Origin of the sequence: Streptomyces sp. CCM_MD2014 (assembly GCF_000772045.1) — a bacterium.
GTDB classification, from domain to species: Bacteria; Actinomycetota; Actinomycetes; order Streptomycetales; family Streptomycetaceae; genus Streptomyces; species Streptomyces salinarius.
This window is the reverse complement of record NZ_CP009754.1, coordinates 7,472,584-7,499,197: the sequence shown is the minus strand read 5'-3', so window position 1 is coordinate 7,499,197 and position 26,614 is coordinate 7,472,584. Positions and strand designations below refer to the sequence as shown.

27 protein-coding genes are annotated in these 26,614 nt (G+C 72.0%); 17 read left to right on the top strand and 10 right to left on the bottom strand.

Annotated elements, in window-relative coordinates; all coding sequences use genetic code 11:
• Positions 1–51: 51 nt before the first annotated feature.
• Both NI25_RS33470 and NI25_RS33465 read left to right on the top strand, forming a co-directional pair.
• Positions 52–1,575, top strand: coding sequence for an aldehyde dehydrogenase family protein (locus NI25_RS33470; protein WP_061446043.1), 1,524 nt, complete (start codon positions 52–54; stop codon positions 1,573–1,575).
• A 226-nt stretch (positions 1,576–1,801) separates the two neighbouring features.
• Positions 1,802–2,656: an FG-GAP repeat domain-containing protein gene (locus NI25_RS33465; protein WP_199561063.1), complete on the top strand. Its 855-nt coding sequence runs from the start codon at positions 1,802–1,804 to the stop codon at positions 2,654–2,656.
• Positions 2,657–2,967: 311 nt separating this feature from the next.
• Here the strand turns inward: NI25_RS33465 and NI25_RS33460 are convergent, their stop codons facing one another.
• Positions 2,968–3,942 carry a helix-turn-helix transcriptional regulator gene (locus NI25_RS33460; protein WP_061446042.1) on the bottom strand — a complete coding sequence of 325 codons (975 nt, stop codon included), beginning with the start codon at positions 3,940–3,942 and terminating at the stop codon, positions 2,968–2,970.
• Between the two features lie 144 nt (positions 3,943–4,086).
• Between NI25_RS33460 and NI25_RS33455 the strand changes: the two genes are divergently transcribed.
• The gene (locus tag NI25_RS33455) at positions 4,087–4,482 is read left to right on the top strand and encodes a RidA family protein (RefSeq protein WP_061446041.1); all 396 of its coding nucleotides are present in this window, start codon (positions 4,087–4,089) and stop codon (positions 4,480–4,482) included.
• A gap of 36 nt (positions 4,483–4,518) precedes the next feature.
• Here the strand turns inward: NI25_RS33455 and NI25_RS33450 are convergent, their stop codons facing one another.
• Both NI25_RS33450 and NI25_RS33445 read right to left on the bottom strand, forming a co-directional pair.
• On the bottom strand, positions 4,519–4,932 hold the full coding sequence (locus NI25_RS33450; RefSeq protein ID WP_061446040.1) for an SgcJ/EcaC family oxidoreductase: 414 nt from the start codon (positions 4,930–4,932) through the stop codon (positions 4,519–4,521).
• A gap of 34 nt (positions 4,933–4,966) precedes the next feature.
• Complete coding sequence (locus NI25_RS33445) at positions 4,967–5,725, bottom strand: YqjF family protein (protein WP_061446039.1); 759 nt, start codon at positions 5,723–5,725, stop codon at positions 4,967–4,969.
• Positions 5,726–5,847: 122 nt separating this feature from the next.
• Here NI25_RS33445 and NI25_RS33440 point away from each other — a divergent pair, with 122 nt between their 5' ends.
• From NI25_RS33440 to NI25_RS33415, 6 genes are all read left to right on the top strand, one after another.
• A complete protein-coding gene (locus tag NI25_RS33440; RefSeq protein ID WP_061446038.1) occupies positions 5,848–6,936 on the top strand; it encodes a MerR family transcriptional regulator in 1,089 nt (362 codons plus the stop codon).
• A 274-nt stretch (positions 6,937–7,210) separates the two neighbouring features.
• Entirely contained in the window at positions 7,211–8,236 is a 1,026-nt protein-coding gene (locus NI25_RS33435; protein ID WP_061446037.1) for a LacI family DNA-binding transcriptional regulator, read from the top strand.
• A gap of 214 nt (positions 8,237–8,450) precedes the next feature.
• Positions 8,451–9,620, top strand: coding sequence for a GH12 family glycosyl hydrolase domain-containing protein (locus NI25_RS33430; RefSeq protein ID WP_061446036.1), 1,170 nt, complete (start codon positions 8,451–8,453; stop codon positions 9,618–9,620).
• A gap of 148 nt (positions 9,621–9,768) precedes the next feature.
• A complete protein-coding gene (locus tag NI25_RS33425; RefSeq protein ID WP_061446035.1) occupies positions 9,769–10,860 on the top strand; it encodes a lytic polysaccharide monooxygenase in 1,092 nt (363 codons plus the stop codon).
• 143 nt (positions 10,861–11,003) lie between these two features.
• Positions 11,004–11,420 (top strand): luciferase family protein, encoded by a 417-nt coding sequence (locus tag NI25_RS33420; protein WP_061446034.1) that lies wholly within the window; start codon positions 11,004–11,006, stop codon positions 11,418–11,420.
• A 181-nt stretch (positions 11,421–11,601) separates the two neighbouring features.
• Positions 11,602–11,970, top strand: a complete 369-nt coding sequence (locus NI25_RS33415) for a DUF779 domain-containing protein (protein ID WP_061446033.1) — start codon at positions 11,602–11,604, stop codon at positions 11,968–11,970.
• Positions 11,971–11,992: 22 nt separating this feature from the next.
• Here the strand turns inward: NI25_RS33415 and NI25_RS33410 are convergent, their stop codons facing one another.
• From NI25_RS33410 to NI25_RS33385, 6 genes are all read right to left on the bottom strand, one after another.
• Positions 11,993–12,187 (bottom strand): hypothetical protein, encoded by a 195-nt coding sequence (locus tag NI25_RS33410; RefSeq protein ID WP_061446032.1) that lies wholly within the window; start codon positions 12,185–12,187, stop codon positions 11,993–11,995.
• A 116-nt stretch (positions 12,188–12,303) separates the two neighbouring features.
• A complete protein-coding gene (locus NI25_RS33405) occupies positions 12,304–13,167 on the bottom strand; it encodes a phosphatidylinositol-specific phospholipase C/glycerophosphodiester phosphodiesterase family protein (protein ID WP_061446031.1) in 864 nt (287 codons plus the stop codon).
• 166 nt (positions 13,168–13,333) lie between these two features.
• Positions 13,334–14,422 (bottom strand): acyl-CoA dehydrogenase family protein, encoded by a 1,089-nt coding sequence (locus tag NI25_RS33400; RefSeq protein ID WP_061446030.1) that lies wholly within the window; start codon positions 14,420–14,422, stop codon positions 13,334–13,336.
• The gene (locus tag NI25_RS33395; RefSeq protein WP_061446029.1) at positions 14,419–15,603 is read right to left on the bottom strand and encodes an acyl-CoA dehydrogenase family protein; all 1,185 of its coding nucleotides are present in this window, start codon (positions 15,601–15,603) and stop codon (positions 14,419–14,421) included. The genes NI25_RS33400 and NI25_RS33395 overlap by 4 nt, the downstream gene beginning before the upstream one ends.
• A 46-nt stretch (positions 15,604–15,649) precedes the next feature.
• Positions 15,650–16,612, bottom strand: a complete 963-nt coding sequence (locus tag NI25_RS33390; RefSeq protein WP_061446028.1) for an NADPH:quinone oxidoreductase family protein — start codon at positions 16,610–16,612, stop codon at positions 15,650–15,652.
• Between the two features lie 103 nt (positions 16,613–16,715).
• Positions 16,716–17,291, bottom strand: a complete 576-nt coding sequence (locus tag NI25_RS33385; RefSeq protein ID WP_061446027.1) for a helix-turn-helix domain-containing protein — start codon at positions 17,289–17,291, stop codon at positions 16,716–16,718.
• Positions 17,292–17,367: 76 nt separating this feature from the next.
• Here NI25_RS33385 and NI25_RS33380 point away from each other — a divergent pair, with 76 nt between their 5' ends.
• The 8 genes from NI25_RS33380 to NI25_RS33345 all read left to right on the top strand — a co-directional run bounded on the left by NI25_RS33380 (position 17,368) and on the right by NI25_RS33345 (position 25,250).
• On the top strand, positions 17,368–18,333 hold the full coding sequence (locus tag NI25_RS33380; protein ID WP_061447203.1) for an NAD(P)/FAD-dependent oxidoreductase: 966 nt from the start codon (positions 17,368–17,370) through the stop codon (positions 18,331–18,333).
• 135 nt (positions 18,334–18,468) lie between these two features.
• Positions 18,469–20,007, top strand: coding sequence for an ATP-dependent DNA ligase (locus NI25_RS33375; RefSeq protein ID WP_061446026.1), 1,539 nt, complete (start codon positions 18,469–18,471; stop codon positions 20,005–20,007).
• Positions 20,004–20,465, top strand: a complete 462-nt coding sequence (locus NI25_RS33370) for an NUDIX domain-containing protein (RefSeq protein WP_061446025.1) — start codon at positions 20,004–20,006, stop codon at positions 20,463–20,465. Before NI25_RS33375 ends, NI25_RS33370 begins: the two co-directional genes overlap by 4 nt.
• Before the next feature lie 107 nt (positions 20,466–20,572).
• On the top strand, positions 20,573–21,958 hold the full coding sequence (locus tag NI25_RS33365; RefSeq protein WP_061446024.1) for an NADP-dependent succinic semialdehyde dehydrogenase: 1,386 nt from the start codon (positions 20,573–20,575) through the stop codon (positions 21,956–21,958).
• 25 nt (positions 21,959–21,983) lie between these two features.
• The gene (locus tag NI25_RS33360) at positions 21,984–22,220 is read left to right on the top strand and encodes a DUF6213 family protein (RefSeq protein ID WP_061446023.1); all 237 of its coding nucleotides are present in this window, start codon (positions 21,984–21,986) and stop codon (positions 22,218–22,220) included.
• A 164-nt stretch (positions 22,221–22,384) separates the two neighbouring features.
• The gene (locus NI25_RS33355) at positions 22,385–23,509 is read left to right on the top strand and encodes a 1,3,6,8-tetrahydroxynaphthalene synthase (protein ID WP_061446022.1); all 1,125 of its coding nucleotides are present in this window, start codon (positions 22,385–22,387) and stop codon (positions 23,507–23,509) included.
• Positions 23,506–24,720, top strand: a complete 1,215-nt coding sequence (locus tag NI25_RS33350) for a cytochrome P450 (RefSeq protein ID WP_061446021.1) — start codon at positions 23,506–23,508, stop codon at positions 24,718–24,720. Before NI25_RS33355 ends, NI25_RS33350 begins: the two co-directional genes overlap by 4 nt.
• Entirely contained in the window at positions 24,717–25,250 is a 534-nt protein-coding gene (locus tag NI25_RS33345; RefSeq protein ID WP_061446020.1) for a cupin domain-containing protein, read from the top strand. The genes NI25_RS33350 and NI25_RS33345 overlap by 4 nt, the downstream gene beginning before the upstream one ends.
• On the opposite strand, the gene NI25_RS33340 is transcribed toward NI25_RS33345, so the two are convergent.
• Positions 25,247–26,473 (bottom strand): acyl-CoA dehydrogenase family protein, encoded by a 1,227-nt coding sequence (locus NI25_RS33340; protein WP_061446019.1) that lies wholly within the window; start codon positions 26,471–26,473, stop codon positions 25,247–25,249. The genes NI25_RS33345 and NI25_RS33340 overlap by 4 nt on opposite strands.
• Between the last annotated feature and the right edge of the window lie 141 nt (positions 26,474–26,614).

The following is a 26,614-nucleotide window of genomic DNA, read 5'->3' as shown; positions in this document are numbered from 1 at the left end:
CGCGCAGAGCTGTCCAACGGCGGGCAGCGCTCGTCGAGGGAGGCACTCAGGATGACCCGTTACGCGGCGCCCGGCACCGAGGGCGCGATCGTCTCCTACCAGTCGCGCTACGACCACTTCATCGGCGGAGAGTACGTGCCGCCCGCGCGCGGGCAGTACTTCGAGAACCCGTCCCCGGTGAACGGCCTGCCGTTCACCGAGATCGCGCGCGGCACCGCGGACGACGTCGAGCGGGCGCTCGACGCCGCGCACGAGGCCGCTCCGGGCTGGGGCCGTACCTCGGTGACCGAGCGCTCCGGCATCCTGCTGAAGATCGCCGACCGCATGGAGGCGAACCTGGAGCGCCTGGCGGTCGCCGAGAGCTGGGAGAACGGCAAGCCGGTGCGCGAGACGCTGGCGGCGGACATCCCGCTCGCCATCGACCACTTCCGCTACTTCGCGGGCGCGATCCGGGCCCAGGAGGGGTCGCTCGGCGAGGTCGACGACGACACCGTGGCGTACCACTTCCACGAGCCGCTGGGGGTGGTGGCGCAGATCATCCCCTGGAACTTCCCGATCCTGATGGCGGCCTGGAAGCTCGCCCCCGCCCTCGCCGCCGGAAACGCCGTGGTCCTGAAGCCGGCGGAGCAGACCCCCGCCTCGATCCACTACTGGCTGAGCCTGGTGGCAGACCTGCTGCCGCCCGGCGTCCTGAACGTCGTCAACGGCTTCGGCGCGGAGGCGGGCAAACCGCTGGCGTCGAGCCCGCGGGTGGCGAAGGTGGCGTTCACCGGGGAGACCACCACCGGGCGGCTGATCATGCAGTACGCCTCCGAGAACATCAAGCCGGTCACGCTGGAGCTGGGCGGCAAATCGCCGAACATCTTCTTCGACGACGTCTGGGCGCAGGACGACGACTTCCGCGACAAGGCCCTCGAGGGCTTCACCATGTTCGCGCTCAACCAGGGCGAGGTCTGCACCTGTCCGTCCCGTGCGCTCGTCCAGCGCGGCAACTACGCCGAGTTCATGGAGGCGGCCGTCGCCCGGACCGAGCTGATCAAGCCGGGCCACCCCCTGGACACCGACACGATGATCGGCGCTCAGGCCTCCAACGACCAGCTGGAGAAGATCCTCTCCTACCTGGACATCGGCCGGCAGGAAGGCGCCAAGGTACTCACCGGCGGCGAACGGATCGAGCACGACGGCGAGTTGAAGGGCGGCTACTACGTCCAGCCGACGATCTTCGAGGGCCACAACCGCATGCGGATCTTCCAAGAGGAGATCTTCGGCCCGGTCGTGTCGGTCACCTCCTTCGACGACTTCGACGACGCGATCAAGACCGCCAACGACACCCTGTACGGCCTCGGCGCCGGCGTGTGGACCCGCGACATGAACACCGCCTACCGCGCGGGCCGTGCCATCCAGGCGGGACGCGTGTGGACGAACTGCTACCACGCCTACCCGGCGCATGCCGCCTTCGGCGGCTACAAGCAGTCGGGCATCGGCAGGGAGAACCACAAGATGATGCTGGAGCACTACCAGCAGACCAAGAATCTTCTGGTGTCGTACTCCGCGAAGAAGCTGGGCTTCTTCTAAGGAGCCGACAAGGTGCGCCCGGCCAGGCGGTTTGCCTGGTCGGGCATCCTTCTCGCACGCACCCGGAGCCGGGCGGCAGCATCGCCCCGCGCTCGTCCCACCGCCGCATGGAGTCCGGGATGCGGCACGGCATTCGCCCGCCGCTCGCCACCGCGGTTGAAGCGGCTGCCGAGGGCCCGGAGAACGCTGACGATCAGCTTCGGGCACAGGACACTAGGATCCCGCCATGTCGGAACCCGTGAGTCCACAACAGGGCGGTGCCGGCGGCGCGTTCGTCGCCCCGCCAAGACGGCCGTACTCACGCGGGCGAAGGCGGCTCGTCATCGGCACGGGAGCCGCCCTGGCCGCGGTCGCCACTACGCTCGCCCTCTGTTCCGGTCCCGAGCCCGGTGATCACGCACCGACCGTGGTGTGCTCCGACACCGACAACACCAGCCTGACCGCCGACGTGGACGCGGACGGCCGGCTGGACGAGATACACGACCCCGACCGCTCGGGAAAGGCGTCCGTCCTCTTCAGCCGGGCCGACGGCCGTGTCGAGGTCGGTGTCGGCGAGGCTCTCGGCACATGGCAGAAGGCCCGTGGCCTGCTGACGTCGGACCTGGAGACCAGGGGCACGTTCGGCGACTTCGACGGCGACGGCTATCTCGATCTGGCGTTGTTCCGCAGTCAGGAGGACATCGGGGACAGCCCCCGCTCCAACCTGCTCGTGCACGAAGTGCGCTACGGACCGCTCGCCCGGGACCTGAGCGGCAGCCGGAGCGGCACCGTCCGCGTTCAGGTCTCGTTCTTCGTCGCCGCGGTGCGTGCGACCGACGAGGACCAGGACGGGCGCGCCGAGCTGCACGTGTTCCAGTCTGCCGGAGACGGAGGATACGCGGAGTACATCGGCCGACAGGAGGACGGCGGCGTGACCCTGACCGAAGCCGGCACCGGCTACTACGGCCATGGTGACTGGGATGCGCTCCAGCCCGGGTGGAGCGACTTCGGTGCCTGCGTGTACACCAGCCCCGAGGGCACGCCGTCGGTCCGGAGGGAGCCCTTGGACGTCACGCCCACATCGGGAGCGGGGCGAGGGTGACGGGTACGACGCGGGGCCGGCCGGCGGCATGAAGTGGGCGTAGGTCCGCGCCAGCCGGTGATCGCGGCACCACCGGCGGCTGTCTACGGCGCTCTCCTCGACCGGGAGTCGCTCGAGGCCCGGCTGCCGCCGGACGGCACGCACGGGCGAGTCGAGCGGTGGGGACCCCGGCCCGGAGGCGGGTTCCGGATGTTCCCGACGATCACGAGGCCGGCTTCGCCCAGTCACCGGCCGATCCGGCGTCGTACGTCGAAGCAGTGCGCTGAGGCGAGTCGTTCGGCTGCAACAACGTGTCAGGTGCGAACGCACGCTCAGGCCGGCGTTCCGTAGCGCGACGCGATCATCGCTGCCCGGTCGTGCAGGGAAGTGCGCAGCCACTGCGGGGCCAGGACCTCCGTGTACATGGCGTGCTGCCACACCGCCCATTCGGCGTGCCGCGCATCCTGGAATTCGACGTTCAGCCGGAGCCAGCCGTCCGCGTCGGCCTCCTCGGCGCAGACGGCGACGACGGTGCCGACCACCTGCTCCCGGCGGGCGGGGTCCACCCGTATCAGCACGGCGCTTCTGTCGCCGCCCGTGCGGAACCGCACGTTGCGTTCGCGCCAGGCGCGGTCGAGGTCGACCGTGTCCGGGCGCTGCGCGGCTTCGTCGAGTTCCTCGGCGGCCAGGACCCGGCACAACCGGTAGGTGCGGTCCTCGGCGCCGCGCTTGGCCAGGAGGTAGCCCTGGTCCCTGACGGTGACCAGGCCGATCGGGTCCACCGTGCGCCACTTCGGGGGCCGGCCCACGGCCTCGTAGTGAATGCGCAGCCTGTGCCCGGCGAACACCGCCCGTCGTACCTCGGCGACGATGGATTCGGAGACCTCCTCGGGGGCCACTCGACGCGAGAGCAGGTCGGTCTCCGGGTCGACGAGCAAGCGCTGCGCCGCTCCGGCCGCGGTGTCCCGCAGTCCATCGGGCAGGGCGTCGACCACTTTGAGCATGGCCGAGGCGAGCGCCGATCCGAGGCCGAACAGCTGTGCTCCGCGCCGGGAACCGGCGACCAGCAGGGCCAGAGCCTCGTCGTGGTTCAGGCCGGTGAGCGCCGTCTGGAAGTCCGGCAACAAGGCGAACCCGCCGTGGCGACCGCGCTCCGCGTACACCGGGACCCCCGCCGCGGACAGGGCGTCCATGTCGCGGAGCACCGTCCTTGTGGACACCTCCAGCTCACGGGCGAGGGCGTCCGCGGTCATCCGGCCCCGCTGACGCAGCAGGAGCACCAGGGAAACCAACCGATCGGCCCGCATGTGATGAGCCTAGCGAAAATACATGACCAAGGTTGTCATGTTTTGTTGGGAGGGTCGTCAACACGACGTCACGGCGGGGCGGATGCCGACGCGGTGGGCGTGGTCAGTGTCAGTGTCGGTGAACCGAAGGAAGCAGGTGCGGCGATGGAACGCAGCGCGGTCAACCCGGTGTCGTGGTCGGTGGACATGGGCTTCAACCAGGGCGAGTTGGTCTCCGGGCACTCGCGGACCCTGTTCGTCTCGGGCCAGACGTCGATGAGCAAGGAGGGCAGGCCCGAGCATGAGGGTGACATGGCGGCGCAGCTCGCGCTGAGCATCGACAACGTCGAGGCGGTGCTCGCCGGGGCAGGCATGTCCTTGTCGAACCTCGTCCGGCTGAACGTCTACACGACCGACGTCGACCTGCTCTTCCGGCACTACGGTGTGCTGGCGGGCCGGCTGGGCGCCGCCGGCGTCGCGCCGGCCACCACCATGCTGGGTGTGACACGCCTGGCCGTCCCGGGTCAGCTGGTCGAACTCGAGGGGACCGCCGTCTCCTGACGCGACGACGGGTCCGCCGAGGCGGGCTACCGCACCTCACTCCCGGCGGACTTCGGTGTTCTGGCCGGCGTGCAGCAGCCAGCGGCCGTCGGCCTGCTTGGTCATGACGTACAGCGGTGTGCCCTCCGTGTCGCCCTCGGCCGACCGGTAGACCTGCCGGACCTTGACCGCCGCCACGTCGGGGCGCAGGAACCGCGTGTGGGCCACCTCGTAGGTGACGTCGCCGTCCCAGACGGCGTCGGGCAGTACCGCGCGGGTGAACGCGGCGATCGCGTCCAGGCCGAGCAGCACCTTGCCGTGGGCGGTGGTCCAGAGCGCGTCGGGATGGAAGAGGGTGAGGAAGCCCTCGGCGTCCTTGGCGCGCTGGGTGCGTTCGACGGTGGCCACCACGCTTTCGATGGCCCTGATGTCGGCGCTTTCCGCTTCGGTGGGTACGGCCTTCGGGTTCATGCCGGTCACTGTCCTGCCTCGACCGCGCTTGAGGTCAAGCGGCGAGTGGCCGGGGGCCCGCCGGCCGGGCCGGGCGGCCGAGGCGGACCGGTACCCCCGGAGAGTAGAGGACGCTGACCGGGGGGTCCGTCGGGGTGGGTATTCCGGCGCTCGCGACCAGGTCCTCGTCGCACGAGACGAGTCGGGCCCGGTGCAGGGGCCAGCGGGGGTGGTGGTTGGGCAGGTACGCGGCCCCGCCGAAGAACGTGTTGTGCATGCCCAAGCGGGCGGTGAGGAAGTGCTCCAGGGCCGTGGGCTCGTGGATGCGCTCCCCGGGCCGTACGGTGATGCGGCTGTAGGCGCCGCGCGGGCCGGGCCAGCGGCGGGTACTGGTGTAGGTCACGGTGCCGTCCGCCGAGCGGACGGTCATGCGGGACCACAGGTAGGGCAGCCGGAAGCCGACGCGTCCCATCACCACCGGCAGCAGCCGCGCGGCGTCCATCGACCGGAAGACCACGCCGCGCCGCCCGTGCCCGTCCACGCTGTACAGACGCACGTTCGTCTCCGGAAACGACCCGAAGTAGGGGATCCCGGGCAGGCGGAGCCAGCCGACCCGGTGCATCCGGAACGCGACGAGCCCGACGTACGTGAGCCCGTCGTGGGTGTCGGGAACCGTGCCGTCCGGCATCAGTCCCGCCACGACGGAGGGCTCGACGGCCCAGTGGAGGAAAGCGAGGTCGAGCCACTCCTGGGTGAGGAGCGGCGTCCGTATCGCCATGGGGGCGTCCGGGGTGACGGCGCTGGGATCGTGCACGACGCAAGAATGACAGGCGCACGGGTCGCGCGGGCCGGCCGGCTGCCCGGCCACTGCGGGAACGCCCCGCGATTGACCCTCGACCTGGTGAAGGGCCCAGGGTTCCGGACGTGGAGAACGCGATGCGCAGCATTGGGGAGATGGCCCGCGACAGCGGACTGGGCGTGAGCGCCCTGCGGTTCTACGACCGTGCCGGTGTGCTGGTGCCCGCCTGGGTCGATCCGGTGAGCGGCTACCGCTGGTACGCCCCGGAGCAGCTGGAGGAGGCGAGGGTGCTCGCCCGGCTGCGACGGGCCGGCATGCCCTTGGCGGACATCCGGCTGGCCCTGGCCGGCTGGTCCGGCGCGGACGCCGGCCTCGTGCGCAGGCTGCTCTGGGCGCACGTGCGCCGTCTCGAACGGGGGCTGGCCGAGGCACGCAGCGAGTTCTCCACGCTCCGAGCCCTACTCGATCACAGGGAGAACCCCATGACCGCTTCGCCGCGTACCGGCACCGTCCGGCTGTCCCTTTCCGCTCCCCGACTGGCGGGCGCGCTCGACGCGGTGCGGTTCGCCGTCGGCGAGGACCCCGAACTGCCGATGCTCGGCGGGGTCCTGTTCGACGTCGAGGGCGACGGGCTCCGCCTCGTGGCCACCGACCGCTACCGGATGGCCGTCGCGCGCAGCACCTGCGCCGGAGACGGTGGAGGGCGTGCACAGGTCGTCGTGCCCACCCCGCTCGTCGACGCGATGCGCGCGCTGCTGCTTGACGACGAACCCGTCCGTTTCACTGTGGAGGCCGACCGTGTGACGCTGGAGGCGGGGGAGCGTCAGGTGTCGGGGCAGTGCCTGACCCACGACTTCCCCGACTACCGTCGTCTCGTCCGGCTCCCGGCCGGGCGGCGGGTCGTCGTCGATGTGCCCGCGCTCCGGGAGGCGTTGGAGATCGGCCCCGTTCGCGTGGCGGGGTGGAGCGAGCCCGGCCGGTCCGCGCGCGACGTCAGTGTGCTGGCGACGGCTGACGACGGCACGGTGACCGTCTGCGGTGACGGCGACGAGGACGGGAGCAACGTCGGCGTCGACCGCGGGTTCCTGCTGGACGCGCTCGCCGCCGCGGACCGGGACCGCCTCGTCCTCGAGTTCGGCGCCGCGCCCACGGCACCGCTGGCGGTCCGCCGCACGGACGACGAGGGGACGTTCTCGCTGCTCATGCCGGTCCGCCTGGACGACTGACGGCCGGCCGGCCACCTCCCCACGGCCCGTCCTCGTCCCCCGCCCCCGCGCTCAGGGCGTTGCCAGGGGCCTCGCCGGCTCGGACAGCACGTACACGGCGGACAGGAGGGAACCGGTGACCGGCCCCCTGCCTGACCGCGCGGCGACCCACCGGCCCGGTCCCGGCGGCGGCCACGGGACCGGTGCTCGGCCGACCCCGCCCTCACGATCGCCCCACCGGGAGGGGGCGGGTCACCGTAGTATCGGATGATCTCGTGGGGGAAGGCGGGCGGACATGGGCAGGCAGCGTCCCGGTACGCCGACACTGGAGGAGGTGGCCGCCCTCGCCGGCGTGGGCCGAGGCACCGTCTCGAGGGTCGTCAACAACGCGGCGGGCGTGCGGGATTCGACGCGCCGCGCCGTGCAGCGGGCCATCGCTGAACTGGGGTACGTCCCCAATCTCGCGGCCCGTTCCCTGGCGGGGCACCGTGCCGACGCGGTCGCGCTGGTGATGACGGAGCCGGACTGGCGGCTGTTCGGGGAGCCCTTCTTCACCGAGATCGTCCACGCGGTCGGCGACGCCCTGACCGACACGCCGGTGCAACTGCTGCTCACCCTGGTCCGCACGGACACCGAGCGGCAACGGTTCGTGGAGTACGCGCGCGGTGGCCGGGTCGACGGAGTGCTGCTCATGTCCGTGCACGCCGAGGACCCGCTGCCGGACATGCTCGCCAAGGCGGGGCTGCCCACCGTCATGCTGGGCCGGCGTTCCGGCGAGGAGAGCGTCACCTATGTCGACGCCGACAACGCGGGCGGTGCGCGCGGCGCGGTCGCGTATCTGCTGGACTCCGGACGGAGCACGATCGGGGCCGTCAGCGGACCGCTCGACATGTACGTCGCCCAGTGCCGCCTGCGCGGGTACCGGGAGGCGCTGGAGTCGGCCGGCGTGGCGGCCGAGGCGTCGCTGGTCGTCGAGGGGAGCGACTTCACGGAGGAGAGCGGGCACCGGGCGACGACCGACCTGCTCGCCCGGCACCCGGAAATCGACGCGGTGTTCGCCGCCTCGGACACACTGGCCGCCGGGGCGCTCAGCGCGCTGCGGGCCGCGGGCCGCCGGGTGCCGCAGGACGTCGCGGTGATCGGCTTCGACGACTTCCATCCGGCCCGGCCCACGGACCCGCCGCTGACGACGGTCCGCCAGCCGCTGGAGGAGATCGGCCGCACGATGGTGCGGCTGCTGCAGGAGGCGATGGAGGACTCCTCCGCCGCCTGGCGGCACGTCATCCTCCGTACGGAACTGGTGGTCCGGGACTCCGCCTGACCGCCCCGAGCGCCGGGAGCGCTCCCGGCGCAGGCGCCTTCCACCTGGGACTTCGAGATTTGTTCGACAACTCGGGCGCGCACAGTCTTGTCAGGAACATGAACCGCTCCTACAGTCCTCAATCAACCGGTAAGTGGGAGCGCTCCCATCAGTGGGGAGTTGGGAGCGCTCCCGCACCGGCCCCTCCTTCCCCCCGCACCCCCGGAGAGGCCCCATGCGAACGTTACGGCCGTTACGGCCCCGAGTCCGCGCCCCGCGTGGCCTCTTGGGCGTCCTGAGCGCGACCTTGGCGACCTTCGCCCTCGCCGCGTCGCTGGTCACCGCGGCGGCGCCGGCCCAGGCGGACACCACCCTCTGCGAACCCTTCGCAACGACGACGATCCAGGGACGGTACGTCGTCCAGAACAACCGCTGGGGTTCCAGCGCCACCCAGTGCGTCACCGCCACCGACACCGGCTTCCGGGTCACGCAGGCCGACGGCTCGGTGCCGACCAGCGGGGCACCGAAGTCCTACCCGTCGGTCTTCAACGGCTGCCACTACACGAACTGTTCGCCGGGCACCAACCTCCCGGCCCGGCTCGACACCGTCTCCCGGGCACCGTCCAGCATCTCCTACGGCTTCGTCGGCAACGCCGTCTACAACGCCTCGTACGACATATGGCTGGACCCGACCGCCCGGACCGACGGGGTCAACCGGACCGAGATCATGATCTGGTTCAACAGGGTGGGCCCGATCCAGCCCATCGGCTCACCGGTGGGCACGGCGACCGTCGGCGGACGGACCTGGGAGGTCTGGAGCGGCGGCAACGGCTCCAACGACGTGCTGTCGTTCGTGGCGCCGTCGGCGATCAGCGGCTGGAGCTTCGACGTCATGGACTTCGTCCGGGCGACCGTCGCGCGCGGACTCGCCGAGGAGGACTGGTACCTGACGAGTGTGCAGGCCGGGTTCGAGCCCTGGCAGAACGGCGCCGGACTGGCCGTGAACTCCTTCTCCTCCACCGTCGAGACCGGCGGCGCCCCGGGCGGCACGGACCCCGATCCGGACCCCGGCGATCCGGGTGACGCGCCGGCGTGCGAGGTGTCGTACCGCACGAACGTGTGGCAGGACGGGTTCACCGCCGACGTCACCGTCACCAACACCGGCACGGATCCCGTCGACGGCTGGCAGCTCGCCTTCACCCTGCCCTCCGGTCAGCGGATCAGCAACGCCTGGAACGCCTCCGTCACGCCGGCCACGGGCAGCGTCACGGCGACCGGCGTGAGCCACAACGCCCGGATCGCACCCGGCGGCAGCCTGTCGTTCGGATTCCAGGGCACCTACAGCGGCGCGTTCTCCGATCCGGCCGGCTTCCGCCTGAACGGAACCACCTGCACCGCGGACTAGCGGGCGCCGCCCCCTGTCTCCCCGCCCGTCCGGTCGAAGCGCCCGCCCCGGACGGGCGGGGGTTCCACCACGACCCCCGCGCTTGTCATGACCTGATCATCCATGGAAATCATCGAACCCATCAATGGGACCAATGGGAGACCCCCCTATGGCTCGACGCAGCAGACTCCTGTCCTTGACGGCGGTACTGGCCACCCTGCTCAGCGCGCTCGGTATGACCTTCCTGCTCGGGCAGGGCCGGGCCGAGGCGCACGGCGTGGCGATGATGCCCGGCTCCCGCACCTATCTGTGCCAGCTGGACGCCAAGACCGGCACCGGTGCCCTCGACCCGACGAATCCGGCCTGTCAGGCCGCGCTCGACCAGAGCGGGGCGACCGCGCTGTACAACTGGTTCGCCGTACTCGACTCCAACGCGGGCGGCCGCGGTGCCGGTTACGTACCGGACGGCACCCTGTGCAGCGCGGGCGACCGTTCCCCGTACGACTTCTCCGCCTACAACGCCCCGCGCGGCGACTGGCCCCGCACGCATCTGACGTCGGGGGCGACGATCCCGGTGCAGTACAGCAACTGGGCCGCCCACCCGGGTGACTTCCGGGTGTACCTGACCAAGCCGGGCTGGTCCCCCACGTCCGAGCTGGGCTGGGACGACCTGGAGCTGATCCAGACGGTGACCAACCCGCCCCAGCAGGGCTCGCCCGGGACCGACGGCGGCCACTACTACTGGGACCTCGCGCTGCCCTCGGGCCGCTCGGGCGACGCGCTGATCTTCATGCAGTGGGTGCGTTCGGACAGCCAGGAGAACTTCTTCTCCTGCTCGGACGTCGTCTTCGACGGCGGCAACGGCGAGGTCACCGGCATCCGCGGCTCCGGCACCACTCCGGACCCGGACCCGACGGATCCGACCGACCCCACGGACCCGCCCACGCACACCGGTTCCTGCATGGCCGTGTACTCCGTGGAGAACTCCTGGAGCGGCGGTTTCCAGGGCTCGGTCGAGGTGATGAACCACGGCACCGAGCCGCTGAACGGCTGGGCCGTGCAGTGGAAGCCGGGCAGCGGGACCACGCTCGGCGGGGTGTGGAACGGTTCGCTGTCCAGCGACGCCGACGGCACGGTCACGGTCCGGAACGTGGACCACAACCGCGTCGTACCACCGGACGGGAGCGTGACCTTCGGCTTCACCGCCACGTCGACGGGCAACGACTTCCCGGTCGACTCGATCGGCTGCGTCACCTCCTGACACAGCCCGAGATTCCGTGACGCTCCCGGCGCGGTCCGGGACACGGTCGGCGGGGTCCCCCAGGGTTCCCCGCCGACCTCACGCGCCGGTTACAAATCGCTCAACCTCTGGTTGCGAAGCGGTGATCGGGCGACGATAGGGCCATGACTCTGGCCCAGCGCGCCTTTGAGCGGCTGCACGCCTGGCCCGACCTCTCCGCGGGTCCGGCCAGTTGCCGAACCGGACGGGCGCTGCGCTCCGTCCGCGACGAGATCGTCCACTTCCACTCGGACCGGGACGTGGACCTCCACCTCACCCACCGGGCCATCCAGCGCTTCCAGTACGACCTCGGCGGCTCCACCGCCATCCGGCTGGTGCCGGGCTCCCGTTGGGTGACCGTGCACCTGGACTGCGACGCGGACGTGGACCTGCTGCTGAGCCTGACGAGCATCGCGCTCAAGGCCCACCAGTCCCGGCCCCCGACCGACCTCGGCGCGGGCCCCTCCGGACCCTCGGGGCCGGCGGGGTGCAACTACCACCGGGTCACGGTGCTTCCGCGCGCCGCGGCCGAGGGGGCCTGAGCCCGGCCGGCACGTCGCCGCAGACGAGTGCCACGCCCGTCGCCACGGCGTCCGCGGCCTCCCGGAGACCGCCGGCCACGACCGGGGGCACGCCCGTCCCGGGCGGCCCACCGGACGGTCAACCGCCACCGACGCCACGCGCGCAACCCCCTCGCAACGTTCCCTTTGCTGACATGGCGGCATGGGCGACACATACGAGGAGACCCCGCGCGTCGCGCTGACCGCCGAGGCGTCCGCACTGCTGCGGCGGCTCCGCGAGGCGCACGGCCCGCTGATGTTCCACCAGTCCGGGGGATGCTGCGACGGCAGCGCCCCCATGTGCTACCCGGCCGGCGAGTTCCGCACCGGCGCCTCGGACGTCCTGCTCGCCGAACTGGCGGTCGCCGGCGTCGAGGAGCCCGTGGAGTTCTGGATGTCGCGCAGCCAGTACGAGGTGTGGGCCCACACCCGGCTGACCGTGGACGTCGTCCCCGGCCGGGGCAGCGGCTTCTCCCTGGAGGCACCCGAGGGGGTGCGCTTCCTCATCCGCTCCCGGGTCGTGGACGCCTGAGCCCCGCCGCCACCTCGGGGTTCTACGGTCTGAGGCTGCTCACGATCTCCGCGGTCGCGGTCAGCCCGCTGCTGATGGTCGGGGCGATGCTCGTGCTCGCCAGGTAGAAGCCGAGCAGCAGGCACACCAGTGCGTGCGAGACCTTCAGCCCGCCGTTGCGCAGGAAGAGCACCGCCAGGATGAACAGCAAGAGCACCACAGAGATGGAAACGGCCATCGTCAACCTCCTCCGCCACGTCCACTTCGCGGCGTTCGGCCGCAAGTGTGGCGTAGCGGAGGGTTCGTCCGGGCGGCTGACCTGTCCTCCGAACGAGTGGTGTTCCGATGCCGCCCCTATCGCTCGCGGCGGGCGTCGAGGAAGGCCTCCAGACCGGCGAGGTCGTCGGTGTTGAGGTGGTCGACGCCGGCGGCGACGAGTTCGGCCCACACGGCGTCCCGTGCGGGCCCCGCCGCGTCGGGCGTGGCCCAGAAGCGCACCCGCTGCCCGCGGGCATGGGCCGCGCCCACGATTTCGCGGAGCTTGCGCCGCTCGGCCGCCGGGAAGGCGCCCACGCCCTGCCAGGTGAAGTTCAGCGTCCAGTTGTCGCTGATCAGCGGTACGAAGGAGGCCGGTGCGGCGGTGCCGAGGTCGGTGAGCCGGCCGTCGTAGAAGGCCCGGCGGGTGCGCTGGGCCTCCATGGGCGCGCGGGCCGCCCGGTCGCCGGAGACCACCGCGGTGACCGCGCCCGGGAACACGCGGCCGTGGGCGTAGGAGGTGAACAGGTGCGGGTAGCGGCGCAGACGGCGGTCGAGTTCGAGGTACGTCGACTCGCCCTCGGTCTTGATGTCGATCAGGAGCTGGAGTGCCCCGCGGTCCCGGCGGTACACGCGGCCGTGGTGCGCGCGGACGCGGGCGGCGAGCGGGTCGAGGTAGAGCGACTCCAGCGTGCGGGACGGGTCCAGGTCCTCCGGGTCGTGGGCGACGAGGAGTTGGCCGTCGACCAGGTAGATGTCGGCCTCGACACTGCCGAAGCGGTGGTCGAGGGCGTCGAGGAGGGGACGGGGGTGCTCGTAGTCGTTGTGGGCGTGCGCGCGCCACAACGGGCGCGGCCAGCGCCTGCCTTCGGACGCCGACGCGGTGCCGGCGGGCAGGGCGACCGCGCCCGCGAGGGCGGCGCCGAGGGTGGTGAGGGCTCTGCGTCGGGTGGTGAGGGCCATGCTCTGCCTCCCTGGAAGTGCCGTACGGGACCCCAGTGAGTATGGGGTCCCGGGGGCCTCGGGGAGCAGAGCCCTGCGGGGAGTTGGCCGGACTGCCTCCGGCCGTTCACCTCCGGCCGTTCACCTCCGGTGGTTCATGCCGCCGACGCGGTGCCGGGACAGGGCGTCAGGGTGCCCGCAGGTCGACGAGTTCGGCCAGCGCCGCCCGGTGGGTGCCGGCGGCTCCGTAGGCGATCGAGTCGGCCTTGGCCCGCTTGAGGTACAGGTGGACCGGGTGTTCCCACGTCATGCCGATGCCGCCGTGCAGTTGCAGCGCCTCCTCGGCGGCGTGGACGGCGACCCGCGCCGCGTACGCCTGGGCCACGGCGACCGCCACGTCGGTGTCCGCTCCGGTCGCCAGGGCGTCGGCGGCGTTGCGGGCGGCGGCGCGCAGGCCAGCGATCTCCAGCCACAGCCGGGCGAGCCGGTGCTTGAGCGCCTGGAACCCGCCGACCGGACGGTTGAACTGCTTGCGTTCCTTGAGGTAGCGGACCGTCTCGGTCAGCAGCCAGTCGGCGAGGCCCAGTTGCTCGGAGGCGAGCAGACCGGCACCGGCCCGCAGCGCCCGGCGCACGGCGGGCTCCGCGTCGCCGAGCCGGCGCCCGGACACACCGTCGAGGGTCACTCGCGCCGGCGGCCTGGTGGAGTCGAGCGAGACCTGTGGCGTCACCGTCGCGTCGGCGGCCCCGACCGCGTACAGGCCACCGTCGTCGGCCGGGACCAGCAGCACGTCGGCGACGGAGGCGTCCGCGATGCCCGTCAGCTCCCCGTGCAGAAGACCGCTGTCCAGGCGCACGCTCGCGACGGCACCGCCCGGCGCGACGTGCAGCCCGACGGCGAGCACGGCGACGGTCGTGGCGGCCGCAAGCTCACCGAGCAGGTCCTCGACCCCGCAGGCCAGCAGCGCCTCGGTGGCGACGACGGAGCTCGTCAGGTACGGCACCGGCGCGACCGCGCGTCCCAGCTCCTCCAGGACCACGGCGGCTTCCCGGTGCGTGGCGCCCTGTCCGCCCAGTTCCTCGGGGATCAGCAGGCCCGCGAGGCCCATCGAACCGGCGAGGGACTTCCACAGCGGCACGTCGTGCGGGGCTGCCGACTCGGTGCGGGTGACGACGTCCGCCGGGTCGCAGTGGTCTGTGAGCAGGTCCCGGACGGCGGCGCGCAGCGCCTCTTCCTCCTCCGAGTAGAGGAGAGCGGGTTCGGGCTGTGCGCTCATCGGGCGAGGTCCTTCCATGCGACGTCCTTGTCGGTGCGCGGCTCGGCGGGCAGGCCCAGGACGCGCTCGGCGACGATGTTCAGCAGGACCTCGCTGGTCCCGCCCTCGATGCTGTTGCCCTTGGACCGCAGGTAGCGGTACCCGGCGTCGCGTCCGGTGAAGTCGACCAGCTCGGGGCGGCGCATGGTCCAGTCGTCGTAGAGCAGGCCCTCCTCGCCGAGGAGTTCCACCTCGAGGCCGCTGATCTCCTGGTTGAGGCGGGCGAAGTTCAGCTTCATGCCGGCGCCCTCGGGGCCGGGCTGGCCCGCCACCAGTTGCTGGCGCAGGCGTACGCCGGTGAGGCGGGCGACCTCGGCCTCGACCCACAGGCCGAGCAGCCGCTGGTGCAGGTCGTGGGTGCGCAGTTCGGGGCGCTCCCGCCAGGTCGCGGCGATCTTGCCGATCATGCCGCCCTCGCGGGGGATCGGGGTGCCGCCGATGGCGACGCGCTCGTTGTTGAGCGTGGTCTGCGCGACCCGCCAGCCGTCGCCGACGTCGCCGAGGCGCCGGGAGTCGGGGATGCGGACGTCGGTGAGGAAGACCTCGTTGAACTCGGCCTCGCCGGTGATCTGGCGCAGCGGCCGTACCTCGACGCCGGGGTCGGTCATGTCGCACACGAAGTAGGTGATGCCCCGGTGCTTGGGCACGTCCGGGTCGGTGCGGGCGATGAGGATGGCCCAGCGGGCGAGGTGCGCGCTGGAGGTCCACACCTTCTGCCCGTTGACGATCCAGTCTCCCCCGTCGTCCCGCACCGCGCGCGTGCCGAGGGCGGCCAGGTCGGACCCGGCGCCCGGCTCGCTGAAGAGCTGGCACCAGACCTCCTCGCCGGTCCACAGCGGGCGCAGCAGCCGGCGCTTCTGCTCGTCGGTGCCGTACTGGAGGATGGTCGGGGCGGCCATGCCGAGGCCGATGCCGATGCGCCGCGGGTCGTTGTCGGGGGCGCCCTCGGCCGCCAGTTCGGCGTCCACGACGGCCTGGAGGGAGCGCGGGGCGCCGAGTCCGCCGAGCCCTTCCGGGTAGTGCACCCAGGCGAGGCCGGCGTCGAAGCGGGCCCGCAGGAAGTCCAGGCGGTCCGTGGTGGCCGGCGGGTGCGCGGTCAGCAACTCACGGGTACGGCGGCGCAGTTCCGCTGCGTCGGTCATACGACGGTTCCCTTCTCCAGCTTCTCTCCGGTCCGGCCTCGTCCGGTCATGACTTCTCCGGTACGACGGCCACCCGGCCGGTCGTCCTGCCGTCGGCGACGCGCTGCACGGCGTCCGCCGCACCGTCGAGCGGGACCCGCTCGCTCACCAGCGGCTCGATCGCGCCCCGCGCGGCCAGCTCGGTGAGCTGCTCGTGGCAGTGCCGGACCAGCTGGGGGTTCTTGGTGTTGTACAGGCCCCAGTGCAGGCCGAGGATCGTGTAGTTCTTCACCAGCGCGTGGTTCAGGGCCGGGCTGGGAATCGTGCCGCTCGCGAAGCCGACGACGACGATCCGCCCCTCGAAGGCGACGACCTTGGTGGACTGGGTGTACGCCGCGCCGCCCACCGGGTCGTAGATCACGTCGGCGCCCCGGCCGCCGGTGGCCTCCTTCACGGCCGCGACGACGTCCTCACCGCGCCGGTCGACGACCACGTCGCAGCCCAGCTCCCGGGCGACGGCCGCCTTCTCCGGTCCGCCGACGACGCCGACGACGGTGGCGCCGGCCGCCTTGCCGAGCTGTACGGCGGCGCTTCCGACACCTCCCGCGGCGGCGTGGACGAGCAGGGTCTCGCCGGCCTGGATGCGGGCCCGGCGGTGCAGGCCGAACCAGCCGGTCTGGTAGCCGATGTGCAGGGCGGCGGCCTCGGCGTCGTCCAGGGCGTCCGGCGCGGGCAGCAGGGCGCGGGCGTCGGCGAGGGCGTACTCGGCGAAGCCGCCGTGCGGCAGCGCCGGGTTGGCCAGGACGCGGCGGCCGTCCTCGGTCTCGCCGCAGATCTCCACGCCCGGCGTGAACGGCAGCGGCGGCCGGACCTGGTACTGGCCCCGGCACATCAGGGCGTCCGGGAAGTTGATGTTGGCGGCGCGCACCTTCAACAGGACCTGGCCCTCACCGGGCACCGGCGGCGGCACGTCCGCGAGGCGCATCACCTCGCCCGGCTCGCCGTTCTCGTGCACCTGCCATGCCTGCATGCGGGACCTCCACCGACTGCGTCGTCCGACCGGTCCTCCGCATACTAAGCGGTCGCTTGCCCATCAGGGAACAGGCTGGGGCCCATCGGGCGACAGGCCGGGCTCACGCCCGCGCGGGCCTCGCCCGTACGTGCATCCGCTCCCCCTGCGGACCGAAGAGGCTGAGGAACTCGACCGGCCCCTCCCCCGTCGATCCGAACCAGTGCGGCACCCGGGTGTCGAACTCGGCGGCCTCCCCTGCCGACAGCACCACGTCGTGCTCGCCGAGCACGAGCCGCAGCCTCCCGGAGAGGATGTAGAGCCATTCGTACCCCTCGTGGGTGCGCGGGTCCGGCTCCTCCCTGCGCCGGGGTTCCAGCACCTTGAACGCCTGGAGGCCGCCGGCCTGGCGGGTGAGCGGCCAGTGGGTGCGGCCGTGGCGCACGATCGGCTCGGCCCGCACCCGGGGGTCTCCGACCGGCGGGGCGCCGACCAGTTCGTCCAGCGGCACCCGGTGGGCCTGGGCGATCGGCAGCAGCAGTTCCAGGCTCGGCTTGCGCAGGCCCGATTCCAGCCGCGACAGGGTGCTCACCGAGATGCCCGTGGTCTCGGACAGGGCCGCCAGCGTCACCTCCCGCTCCTTGCGAAGCCGGCGGAGCCTGGGCCCGACACCGGCGAGAACGTCGTCTGCAGTCGTCATGCGTTTATTGCAGAACCGGCAAATGGGTTTGTCAATCCCGAGGCTGCGAGCGACCTTCTACGTGGAGGTGGTCACCATGACCCAGAACAGCACCACGACCGAGAAGAAGGACCCGACCGGGCGGTACGACGTGGTCGTCGTCGGTGGCGGCGCGGCCGGGCTCTCCGCCGCGCTCGTCCTGGGCCGCTCGCGCCTGCGCACCCTGGTCGTCGACGCCAGCGAGCCGCGCAACGCGCCCTCGGACCACATGCAGGGCTACCTGACCCGGGACGGCATGTCCCCGGCCGAGTTCCTGGCCCTCGGCCGGGAGGAGATCGCGCGCTACGGGGTGGAGCTGGTCCGCGACCGCGCCGTGGACGTCTCCCGCGGCGAGGACTTCGCGGTACGGCTGGCCGGCGGGGACACCGTGCACGCCCGCCGGCTGATCGTCACCACCGGACTCAGGGACGAGCTGCCGGCCGTCGAAGGGGTCGCCGAGCGGTTCGGCCGGGACGTACTGCACTGCCCGTTCTGCCACGGATGGGAGGTGCGGGACGAGCGCTTCGGCGTCCTGGCCACCAGCCCGCTCAGCGTGCACCAGGCACTGATGGTGTCCGGCTGGTCGGACGACGTGACGCTCTTCCTGCACACGGTCGCCGAGAGCGAACTGTCCGACGACGACCTGCGGCGGCTCGCGGCGGCCGGGGTCAAGGTGGTCCCCGGGGAGGTCGCGGGCCTGCGGGTCGAGGACGACCGGCTCACCGGGGTCCGGCTGGCCGACGGCACGGCGCACGACCGCACGGTGGTGTTCGTGGCCCCGAAGGCGGTCCCGCAGACCGGTCTGATGGAGCGGCTGGGGGCGGAGCTGCAGGAGACGCCGTTCGGCGCCTATCCCGTGGTGGACCCGACGGGCCGGACGACCGTGCCGGGCGTGTGGACCGCCGGAAACGCCCTCGGCTTCGCCGAGCAGGTCGTCCACGCGGCCAGCGGCGGCTACCGCGCGGCGGCGGCGATCGTCGGCGACCTGATCATGTCGGGCCTGGACGCGGCCCTCGCGGACTGAGGGTGCCCGGGCACCCGGAGTACGCGGAGTACGCGGAGTGGGCGGAGTACGCGTACGCCGGCACGCGGCACGCGCCCGTCGGGGCGTGCGGCAGTCGCGGGTGTACACCGGCCCTCTCCGGTGCACCATGACTGCATGCTGCTTGCCCGGTTGGCCCAGGTGTCCCGGGAGGTCGCCGCCACGTCGGCGCGGTCCCGGAAGACCGCCCTGCTCGCGGAGCTGTTCCGCGAGGCGGAGGCGGCGGACGTGCCGGTCGTCATCCCGTATCTGGCGGGGCGGCTCCCGCAGGGCCGGATCGGCGTCGGCTGGAAGGTGCTGAGCCGCCGGGTGCCGCCGGCCGACGCACCGACCCTGACGGTGCGCGACGTGGACGCCCGGCTCACCCGGCTCGGCGCGGTGTCCGGGGCCGGATCGCAGGCCGAGCGGGCCCGGCTGGTCGGCGAGCTGATGGGTTCCGCCACCGAGGAGGAGCAGCGCTTCCTGATCGGGCTGCTCACCGGGGAGGTCCGCCAGGGCGCCCTGGACGCGGCCGCCGTCGAGGGCCTGGCCGCGGCGACCGGCGCGCCCCCTGCGGACGTACGGCGCGCGGTGATGCTCGCGGGGTCGCTCCAGACGGTGGCCGAGGCCCTGCTGGCCGACGGTCCCGGCGCCCTGGAGGGCTTCCGGCTCACCGTCGGCCGGCCGGTGCTGCCGATGCTGGCGCACAGCGCGTCCTCGGTCGGCGAGGCGGTCGCCAAGCTGGGCACCGCCGCCGTCGAGGAGAAACTGGACGGCATCCGCGTGCAGGTGCACCGCGACGGCGGCACCGTACGGATCTACACCCGCACCCTGGACGACATCACCGACCGGCTCCCCGAGGTCACCGAGGCGGCCCTGGCACTGCCCGCCGGGCGGTTCGTCCTGGACGGCGAGGCGATCTCCCTCGACGCGAGCGGGCGCCCCCGCTCGTTCCAGGAGACCGCCGGCCGGGTCGGCTCGCGCACCGACGTGGCCACGGCGGCGCGGGCGGTTCCCGTCTCCGCGGTCTTCTTCGACGTGCTGTCCGTCGACGGCCGCGACCTGCTCGACCTGCCGCTAACCGAGCGGCACGCGGAGCTGGCCCGGCTGGTGCCCGAGCCACTGCGGGTGCGGCGCACACTGGTGCGCGGGCCGGAGGAGACCGGCGCCGCGGAGGAGTTCCTGGCCGAGGCACTGACACGCGGGCACGAGGGCGTCGTCGTCAAGGGGCTCGACGCCGCGTACAGCGCGGGCCGGCGCGGCGCGTCCTGGCTGAAGGTCAAGCCCGTCCACACGCTCGACCTGGTGGTGCTGGCCGCCGAGTGGGGCCACGGCCGCCGCACCGGCAAGCTCTCCAACCTCCATCTCGGCGCCCGCGCACCCGACGGCTCCTTCGCCATGCTCGGCAAGACCTTCAAGGGCATGACCGACGCGCTGCTGGCCTGGCAGACCGAGCGCCTGCAGGAGCTGGCCGTCGAGGAGCACGGCTGGGGCGTGACCGTACGGCCCGAACTCGTCGTCGAGATCGCCTACGACGGCCTCCAGCGCTCCACCCGCTACCCGGCCGGCGTCACCCTCCGCTTCGCCCGCGTGGTCCGCTACCGCGAGGACAAGCGCCCCGAGGACGCGGACACCGTGGAGACCCTGCTCGCCGCACACCCCGGGGCGGCCCCGTGAGACGGAGCGCGGGCCTGCTGCTGCACCGGCGCGCACCCGGCGGAGAGCTCGAGGTGCTGCTCGGGCACATGGGCGGCCCCTTCTACACCCGCCGCGACGCCGGGGCGTGGACCGTCCCCAAGGGCGAGTACGGCCCCGGGGAACCGGCGTGGGAGGCGGCCCGGCGCGAGTTCGAGGAGGAGCTGGGGCTGCCGCCGCCCGAGGGCGAGGCCCTGCCGCTCGGCGAGGTGCGGCAGGCGGGCGGGAAGCTCGTCACGGTCTGGGCCCTGGAGGCCGACCTCGATCCGGCGACGGTCGTCCCCGGCACCTTCCGCATGGAGTGGCCGCCGAGGTCGGGGCGGACCGAGGAGTTCCCCGAGCTGGACCGCGTGGCGTGGTTCCCGCTGGACCGGGCGCGCGAGGTGATCGTGAAGGCTCAGTCCGCGTTTCTCGACCGTCTGACGGAGCACTCGCACTGACGAGACACCACCAGGAACCACGACTGACGACGCGACCCGTCCGCGTTGCGGCACCCCGCGCCGCGCGCCAAGGTCGAAGCACGATTGCGCACCCAGGGAGGTCGGCCATGCCCATCGCGACGGTGAACCCGGCGAACGGCGAGACGCTCAGGACGTACGAGGCCATGGGCGAGGAGGAGATCGAGCGCCGGATCGAGCTCGCGGAGGCCACCTTCCGCACCTACCGCACTACGGGGTTCTACGAGCGGGCCGGGCTGATGCGCCGGGCCGCCGACCTCCTGGAGGCGGATCAGAAGGAGATCGGCAGGGTCATCACCACGGAGATGGGCAAGCCGGTCAAGCAGGCCCGCGCGGAGGCGGCCAAGTGTGCCAAGGCGATGCGCTGGTACGCCGACCACGCGGCCGAGCTGCTGGCCGACGAGGAGCCGGACGACGCCGACGTGAAGGACTCCGGCGCCTCCCGGGCCCTGGTCCGCTACCGCCCGCTCGGCCCGGTGCTCGCGGTGATGCCGTGGAACTTCCCGCTCTGGCAGGTGATCCGCTTCGCCGCGCCCGCGCTGATGGCGGGCAACGTGGGTCTGCTCAAGCACGCCTCGAACGTGCCGCAGACCGCCCTGTACCTGGAGGACCTGTTCCACCGGGCGGGCTTCCCCGAAGGCTGCTTCCAGACCCTGCTCATCGGCTCCGCCCAGGTCGACGACGTCCTGCGCGACGAGCGGGTGCGGGCCGCCACCCTCACCGGCAGCGAGCCGGCGGGCCGCGCGGTGGCGTCCACCGCCGGCGAGATGATCAAGAAGACGGTTCTCGAGCTGGGCGGCAGCGACCCGTTCGTCGTCATGCCGTCCGCGGACGTCGAGCGGGCCGCCGCGGTGGCGGTGACCGCGCGCACGCAGAACGCCGGGCAGTCGTGCATCGCCGCCAAGCGGTTCATCGTGCACACGGACGTGTACGACGCCTTCGCCGAGCGCTTCACCGAGGGCATGAGGGCGCTCAGGGTCGGCGACCCGATGGACGAGGAGACCGAGGTCGGCCCGCTCTCCAGCGAGCAGGGCGTGAACGACCTGGTCGAGCTGGTCGACGACGCGGTGCGCGGCGGTGCGAGCGTGCTGTGCGGAGGCGAACGCCCGGACGGGCCGGGCTGGTACTACCCGCCGACGGTCCTGGCGGGTGTCACCCGCGAGATGCGCATCCACCGCGAGGAGGCCTTCGGACCGGTCGCCACGCTCTACCGGGCGGCCGACCTGGACGAGGCGGTGCTGATCGCCAACGACACGGACTTCGGGCTCAGTTCCAACGTGTGGACGCGCGACGACGCCGACGTGGACCGGTTCGTCCGGGACCTGGAGGCGGGCGGCGTGTACGTCAACGGCATGACGGCGTCCCACCCGGCGTTCCCGTTCGGCGGGGTCAAGCGGTCGGGCTACGGGCGTGAGCTGTCCGGGCACGGAATCCGCGAGTTCTGCAACATCACCACCGTATGGCACGGAGCGTGAGCGTTCCGCGACTACGATCCCCTTTGTGAACCGCGAAGTGACCCTGCCTCTGATCGTCGACGACCGCGGCACGCTCCAGGTCGCCGCGTCCGACGTGAGCAAGCTGCTGCGCACGGTCGGCGGACGGTGGCTGCGGCTGGTGGAGAACGGCGAGGAGAGGCTGGACGAGGACACCGTCGCGGCCCTCACCATCGAGCTCGCCAAGCTGGCCGACCGGATCGACGTGGCGTGCATCGCCCACAGCAGCGGCCGCTCCTCCTGACGCCTCCCGCACGCCTCCCCGCGACGGCGCCTTCCCCGGGACGGAGTAACCCGGCGAGAGATCACCGCCCCGCTGAGTGATCGTGGACGGGCACCCCTGAGAAGGTGCAGCACTTTCCGGCCGGGGGGCGCAGGCCTTCCGCGAGGCGAAAGCAGGCACGGTTCATGGCGACTTTGTGCAGACCCTCGGTGTCCGTCCCGGAGCACGTGATCACGATGGAGGAGACGCTGGAGCTGGCGCGCCGGCGCCACACCGACCATCCCCAACTGCCGCTCGCGCTCCGGCTGATAGAGAACACCGGGGTCCGCACCCGGCACATCGTGCAGCCCATCGAGCAAACGCTGGAACACCCCGGTTTCGAGGACCGCAACAAGGTCTACGAGCGGGAGGCGAAGTCCCGCGTCCCGGCCGTGATCCAGCGGGCCCTGGACGACGCCGAGCTGCTCACCACCGACATCGACGTGATCATCTACGTCTCGTGCACGGGCTTCATGATGCCCTCGCTCACGGCGTGGCTGATCAACGAGATGGGCTTCGACAGCACCACGCGGCAGATACCCATCGCCCAGCTGGGCTGTGCGGCCGGAGGAGCGGCGATCAACCGCGCCCACGACTTCTGCACCGCCTACCCGGAGGCCAACGCGCTCATCGTGGCCTGCGAGTTCTGCTCGCTGTGCTACCAGCCCACCGACATCGGCGTGGGCTCCCTGCTCTCCAACGGCCTCTTCGGCGACGGCATCGCCGCCGCGGTGGTCCGCGGCCGGGGCGGCACCGGAGTGCGCCTGGAGCGCAACGGCTCGTACCTGATCCCCAAGACCGAAGAGTGGATCATGTACGACGTGAAGGCGACCGGTTTCCACTTCCTGCTGGACAAGCGGGTGCCGGCCACCATGGAGCCGCTCGCGCCGGCGCTCAAGAGCCTGGCGGGCGAGCACGGTTGGGACGCCGCCGACCTGGACTTCTACATCGTGCACGCGGGCGGCCCCCGGATCCTCGACGACCTCAGCAAGTTCCTGCAGGTCGACCCGCACGCGTTCCGCTTCAGCCGGGCCACGCTCACCGAGTACGGCAACATCGCCAGCGCCGTCGTCCTGGACGCGCTGCGCAGACTCTTCGACGAAGGCGGCGTCGAGGAGGGGGCACGCGGGCTGCTGGCCGGCTTCGGTCCGGGCATCACCGCGGAGATGTCCCTGGGCTGCTGGCAGACGGCGGATGTGCGGCAGAGCGTGCGGCAGGCCGTGACGCGGGACGCGTCCCGGGACGTGACGCGGAGTGTGAGGCAGCCGTGAACGAAGAAACGATCTCTCAGACCGTGCCGCCCGTCCGGGACTGGCCGGCCGTCGACCTGCCCGGCAGCGACTTCGACCCGGTGCTGACCGAATTGATGCGCGAGGGCCCCGTCACCCGCATCTCGCTCCCCAACGGCGAGGGCTGGGCCTGGCTGGTCACCCGCCACGACGACGTCCGACTGGTCACCAACGACCCCCGGTTCGGGCGCGAGGCCGTCATGGACCGGCAGGTCACCCGGCTGGCCCCGCACTTCATCCCGGAGCGCGGCGCGGTCGGCTTCCTCGACCCGCCGGACCACACCCGGCTGCGCCGCTCGGTGGCCGCGGCCTTCACCGCACGCGGCGTGGAGCGCGTGCGCGAGCGGTCCCGCGGCATGCTCGACGGACTGGTCGACGCCATGCTGAAGGCCGGCCCGCCCGCCGACCTCACCGAAGCCGTGCTGAGCCCCTTCCCCATCGCGGTGATCTGCGAGCTGATGGGGGTGCCGGCCACCGACCGGCACGCCATGCACACCTGGACCCAGCTGATCCTTTCCTCCTCGCACGGCGCCGAGGTCAGCGAGCGGGCCAAGAACGACATGAACACCTACTTCTCGGATCTCATCGGGCTGCGTGCGGACAGCACCGGCGAGGACGTCACCTCGCTGCTGGGTGCCGCCGTGGGGCGCGGCGAGATCACCCTGGCGGAGGCGGTGGGGCTCGCGGTCCTGCTGCAGATCGGCGGCGAGGCGGTCACCAACAACAGCGGGCAGATGTTCCACCTGCTGCTGAGCCGGCCCGAACTCGCCGAACGCCTGCGCTCCGAACCGGAGATCCGTCCCCGCGCCATCGACGAACTGCTGCGCTGGATCCCCCACCGCAACGCCGTCGGGCTCTCCCGGATCGCCCTGGAGGACGTGGAGATCAAGGGCGTGCGGATCCGCGCGGGCGACGCGGTCTACGTGTCGTACCTGGCGGCCAACCGCGACCCGGAGGTCTTCCCCGACCCGGACACGATCGACTTCGAGCGCAGCCCCAACCCGCACGTGTCCTTCGGTTTCGGCCCGCACTACTGCCCCGGCGGCATGCTGGCCCGGCTGGAGTCGGAGCTGCTCGTCGACACGATCCTGGACCGGGTGCCGGGACTGAAGCTCGCGGTGGCGCCCGAGGACGTGCCCTTCAAGAAGGGCGCGCTGATCCGCGGGCCCGAGGCCCTCCCGGTGACCTGGTGAGCGGGCTCGCCGCGGCGACCGAGGGCCTGTTGGTGCCGCCGGGCCAGGGCCGGGTGGTGCAGGCGCCGGCCCAGCACGTGACCTTCAAGGTGACCGGCTCGCACTCGCGCATGGCGTCCACCTTCGAGGTGATCGTGCCGCCCGGGTTCGACGTCGGCGCCCACGTGCACACCCGCAGCGAGGAGCTGTTCTACGTGCTGGAGGGCGAGCTGGACGTGCTCGCCTTCGAGCCGAGGATCCGTACGCCGGACAGTTGGCGGAACTGGGAGTCGAGTTCCGGCAACCGGGTGGTGCGCGCCACCCCGGGCACGGTCATCGTCGTACCCCCCGGCTGTCCGCACGCCTTCGCCAACCCGACGGGCGAGCCGGCCAAGATGTTCTTCCAGGCCAGCCCGCCCCCGGACCACGAGCGCTACTTCGAGGAACTGCTGGAGATCCTCGGCGGCGGAGGCCCCCCGGACCACGAGGCCATCGAGGCGCTGCGGGCCAAGTACGACATCGAGCAGCTCACACCGCTGCGGCACGCTTAGCGAATCGGCATCCCCGCGAGCGTCCGCGCGATCACCAGACGCTGGATCTCACTCGTGCCCTCGAAGATCGTGTAGATCGCGGAGTCGCGGTGCATCCGCTCCACCGGGTACTCCCGCGTGTAGCCGTTGCCGCCCAGGATCTGGACCGCCTGGGCGGTCACCTTCTTCGCGGTCTCACTCGCGAACAGCTTGGACATCGAGCCCTCGGCCGCCGTGAAGGGCTTGCCGTTGATGGCCATCCAGGAGGCGCGCCACACCAGCAGCCGGGCCGCGTCGATGGAGGTGCGCATGTCGGCGAGCTGGAAGGCGACGCCCTGGTTGTCGATGATCGGGCGCCCGAACTGCTGACGGGTCTGCGCGTACTCCAGCGCCACCTCGTACGCGGCCCGGGCCGTGCCGACCGCCATCGCGCCGACCGCCGGACGGGACGCCTCGAAGGTGGCCATCGCGGCGTTCTTCACTCGCTCGCCGCCCTTCTTGGCCTTCTCCCGGGCGCGGGCGAGGCGGGCGTCCAGCTTCTCCTTGCCGCCGAGCAGGCAGGAGCCGGGAACGCGCACGTTGTCGAGGACGACCTCGGCGGTGTGCGAGGCGCGGATGCCGTGCTTCTTGAACTTCTGGCCCTGGGACAGCCCCGGCGTGTTCGGCGGGACGATGAAGGAGGCGTGCCCCTTGGAGCCCAGCTCCGGGTCGACGACCGCGACGACCACGTGGACGTTGGCGATGCCGCCGTTGGTCGCCCAGGTCTTGGTGCCGTTGAGCACCCACTCGTCCTTGGCCTCGTCGTACACGGCACGGGTGCGCATGGAGGCCACGTCGGAGCCGGCGTCGGGCTCGGAGGAACAGAAGGCGGCGACCTTGACGTCGTCGGCGTCGCCGTACATCTGCGGGATCCAGGTGCCGATCTGCTCCTCGGTGCCGTTGGCGAGGACGCCGACGGCGGCGAGGCCGGTGCCGACGATCGACAGGGCGATGCCCGCGTCGCCCCAGAACAGCTCCTCCATCGCCATGGGGATGCCGAGGCCGGTGGGGTCGAAGTACTGCTGGGCGTAGAAGTCCAGGGAGTAGATGCCGACCTTGGCGGCCTCCTGGATCACCGGCCAGGGGGTCTCCTCGCGCTCGTCCCATTCGGCGGCCGCGGGACGGATGACGTCGGCGGCGAAGCCGTGCAGCCAGTCCCGGACCTCCTTCTGTTCGTCGCTCAGCTCCATGGTGAACTCGGCCATGTCCCCTCCAGTGACGCCCGTGCATGTTACTTGCGGTAACCCCGAGTCTGTTACCGGCGGGTAGGAAAAGTCAACTCCCCGGAGGCCCTCGCCCTCCCGTTCGATGTCACGTGCCCTGTGGGTGTTAGTTTGCGCAGGCGT

Bases quoted from the DNA above. Each gene is read 5' to 3' on its own strand.
- NI25_RS33470 (WP_061446043.1), top strand. From the start codon at position 52: ATGACCCGTTACGCGGCGCCCGGCACCGAGGGCGCGATCGTCTCCTAC.
- NI25_RS33465 (WP_199561063.1), top strand. From the start codon at position 1,802: ATGTCGGAACCCGTGAGTCCACAACAGGGCGGTGCCGGCGGCGCGTTC.
- NI25_RS33460 (WP_061446042.1), bottom strand. From the start codon at position 3,942: ATGCGGGCCGATCGGTTGGTTTCCCTGGTGCTCCTGCTGCGTCAGCGG.
- NI25_RS33455 (WP_061446041.1), top strand. From the start codon at position 4,087: ATGGAACGCAGCGCGGTCAACCCGGTGTCGTGGTCGGTGGACATGGGC.
- NI25_RS33450 (WP_061446040.1), bottom strand. From the start codon at position 4,932: ATGAACCCGAAGGCCGTACCCACCGAAGCGGAAAGCGCCGACATCAGG.
- NI25_RS33440 (WP_061446038.1), top strand. From the start codon at position 5,848: ATGCGCAGCATTGGGGAGATGGCCCGCGACAGCGGACTGGGCGTGAGC.
- NI25_RS33435 (WP_061446037.1), top strand. From the start codon at position 7,211: ATGGGCAGGCAGCGTCCCGGTACGCCGACACTGGAGGAGGTGGCCGCC.
- NI25_RS33430 (WP_061446036.1), top strand. From the start codon at position 8,451: ATGCGAACGTTACGGCCGTTACGGCCCCGAGTCCGCGCCCCGCGTGGC.
- NI25_RS33425 (WP_061446035.1), top strand. From the start codon at position 9,769: ATGGCTCGACGCAGCAGACTCCTGTCCTTGACGGCGGTACTGGCCACC.
- NI25_RS33420 (WP_061446034.1), top strand. From the start codon at position 11,004: ATGACTCTGGCCCAGCGCGCCTTTGAGCGGCTGCACGCCTGGCCCGAC.
- NI25_RS33415 (WP_061446033.1), top strand. From the start codon at position 11,602: ATGGGCGACACATACGAGGAGACCCCGCGCGTCGCGCTGACCGCCGAG.
- NI25_RS33410 (WP_061446032.1), bottom strand. From the start codon at position 12,187: ATGGCCGTTTCCATCTCTGTGGTGCTCTTGCTGTTCATCCTGGCGGTG.
- NI25_RS33405 (WP_061446031.1), bottom strand. From the start codon at position 13,167: ATGGCCCTCACCACCCGACGCAGAGCCCTCACCACCCTCGGCGCCGCC.
- NI25_RS33400 (WP_061446030.1), bottom strand. From the start codon at position 14,422: ATGAGCGCACAGCCCGAACCCGCTCTCCTCTACTCGGAGGAGGAAGAG.
- NI25_RS33395 (WP_061446029.1), bottom strand. From the start codon at position 15,603: ATGACCGACGCAGCGGAACTGCGCCGCCGTACCCGTGAGTTGCTGACC.
- NI25_RS33390 (WP_061446028.1), bottom strand. From the start codon at position 16,612: ATGCAGGCATGGCAGGTGCACGAGAACGGCGAGCCGGGCGAGGTGATG.
- NI25_RS33385 (WP_061446027.1), bottom strand. From the start codon at position 17,291: ATGACGACTGCAGACGACGTTCTCGCCGGTGTCGGGCCCAGGCTCCGC.
- NI25_RS33380 (WP_061447203.1), top strand. From the start codon at position 17,368: ATGACCCAGAACAGCACCACGACCGAGAAGAAGGACCCGACCGGGCGG.
- NI25_RS33375 (WP_061446026.1), top strand. From the start codon at position 18,469: ATGCTGCTTGCCCGGTTGGCCCAGGTGTCCCGGGAGGTCGCCGCCACG.
- NI25_RS33365 (WP_061446024.1), top strand. From the start codon at position 20,573: ATGCCCATCGCGACGGTGAACCCGGCGAACGGCGAGACGCTCAGGACG.
- NI25_RS33355 (WP_061446022.1), top strand. From the start codon at position 22,385: ATGGCGACTTTGTGCAGACCCTCGGTGTCCGTCCCGGAGCACGTGATC.
- NI25_RS33340 (WP_061446019.1), bottom strand. From the start codon at position 26,473: ATGGCCGAGTTCACCATGGAGCTGAGCGACGAACAGAAGGAGGTCCGG.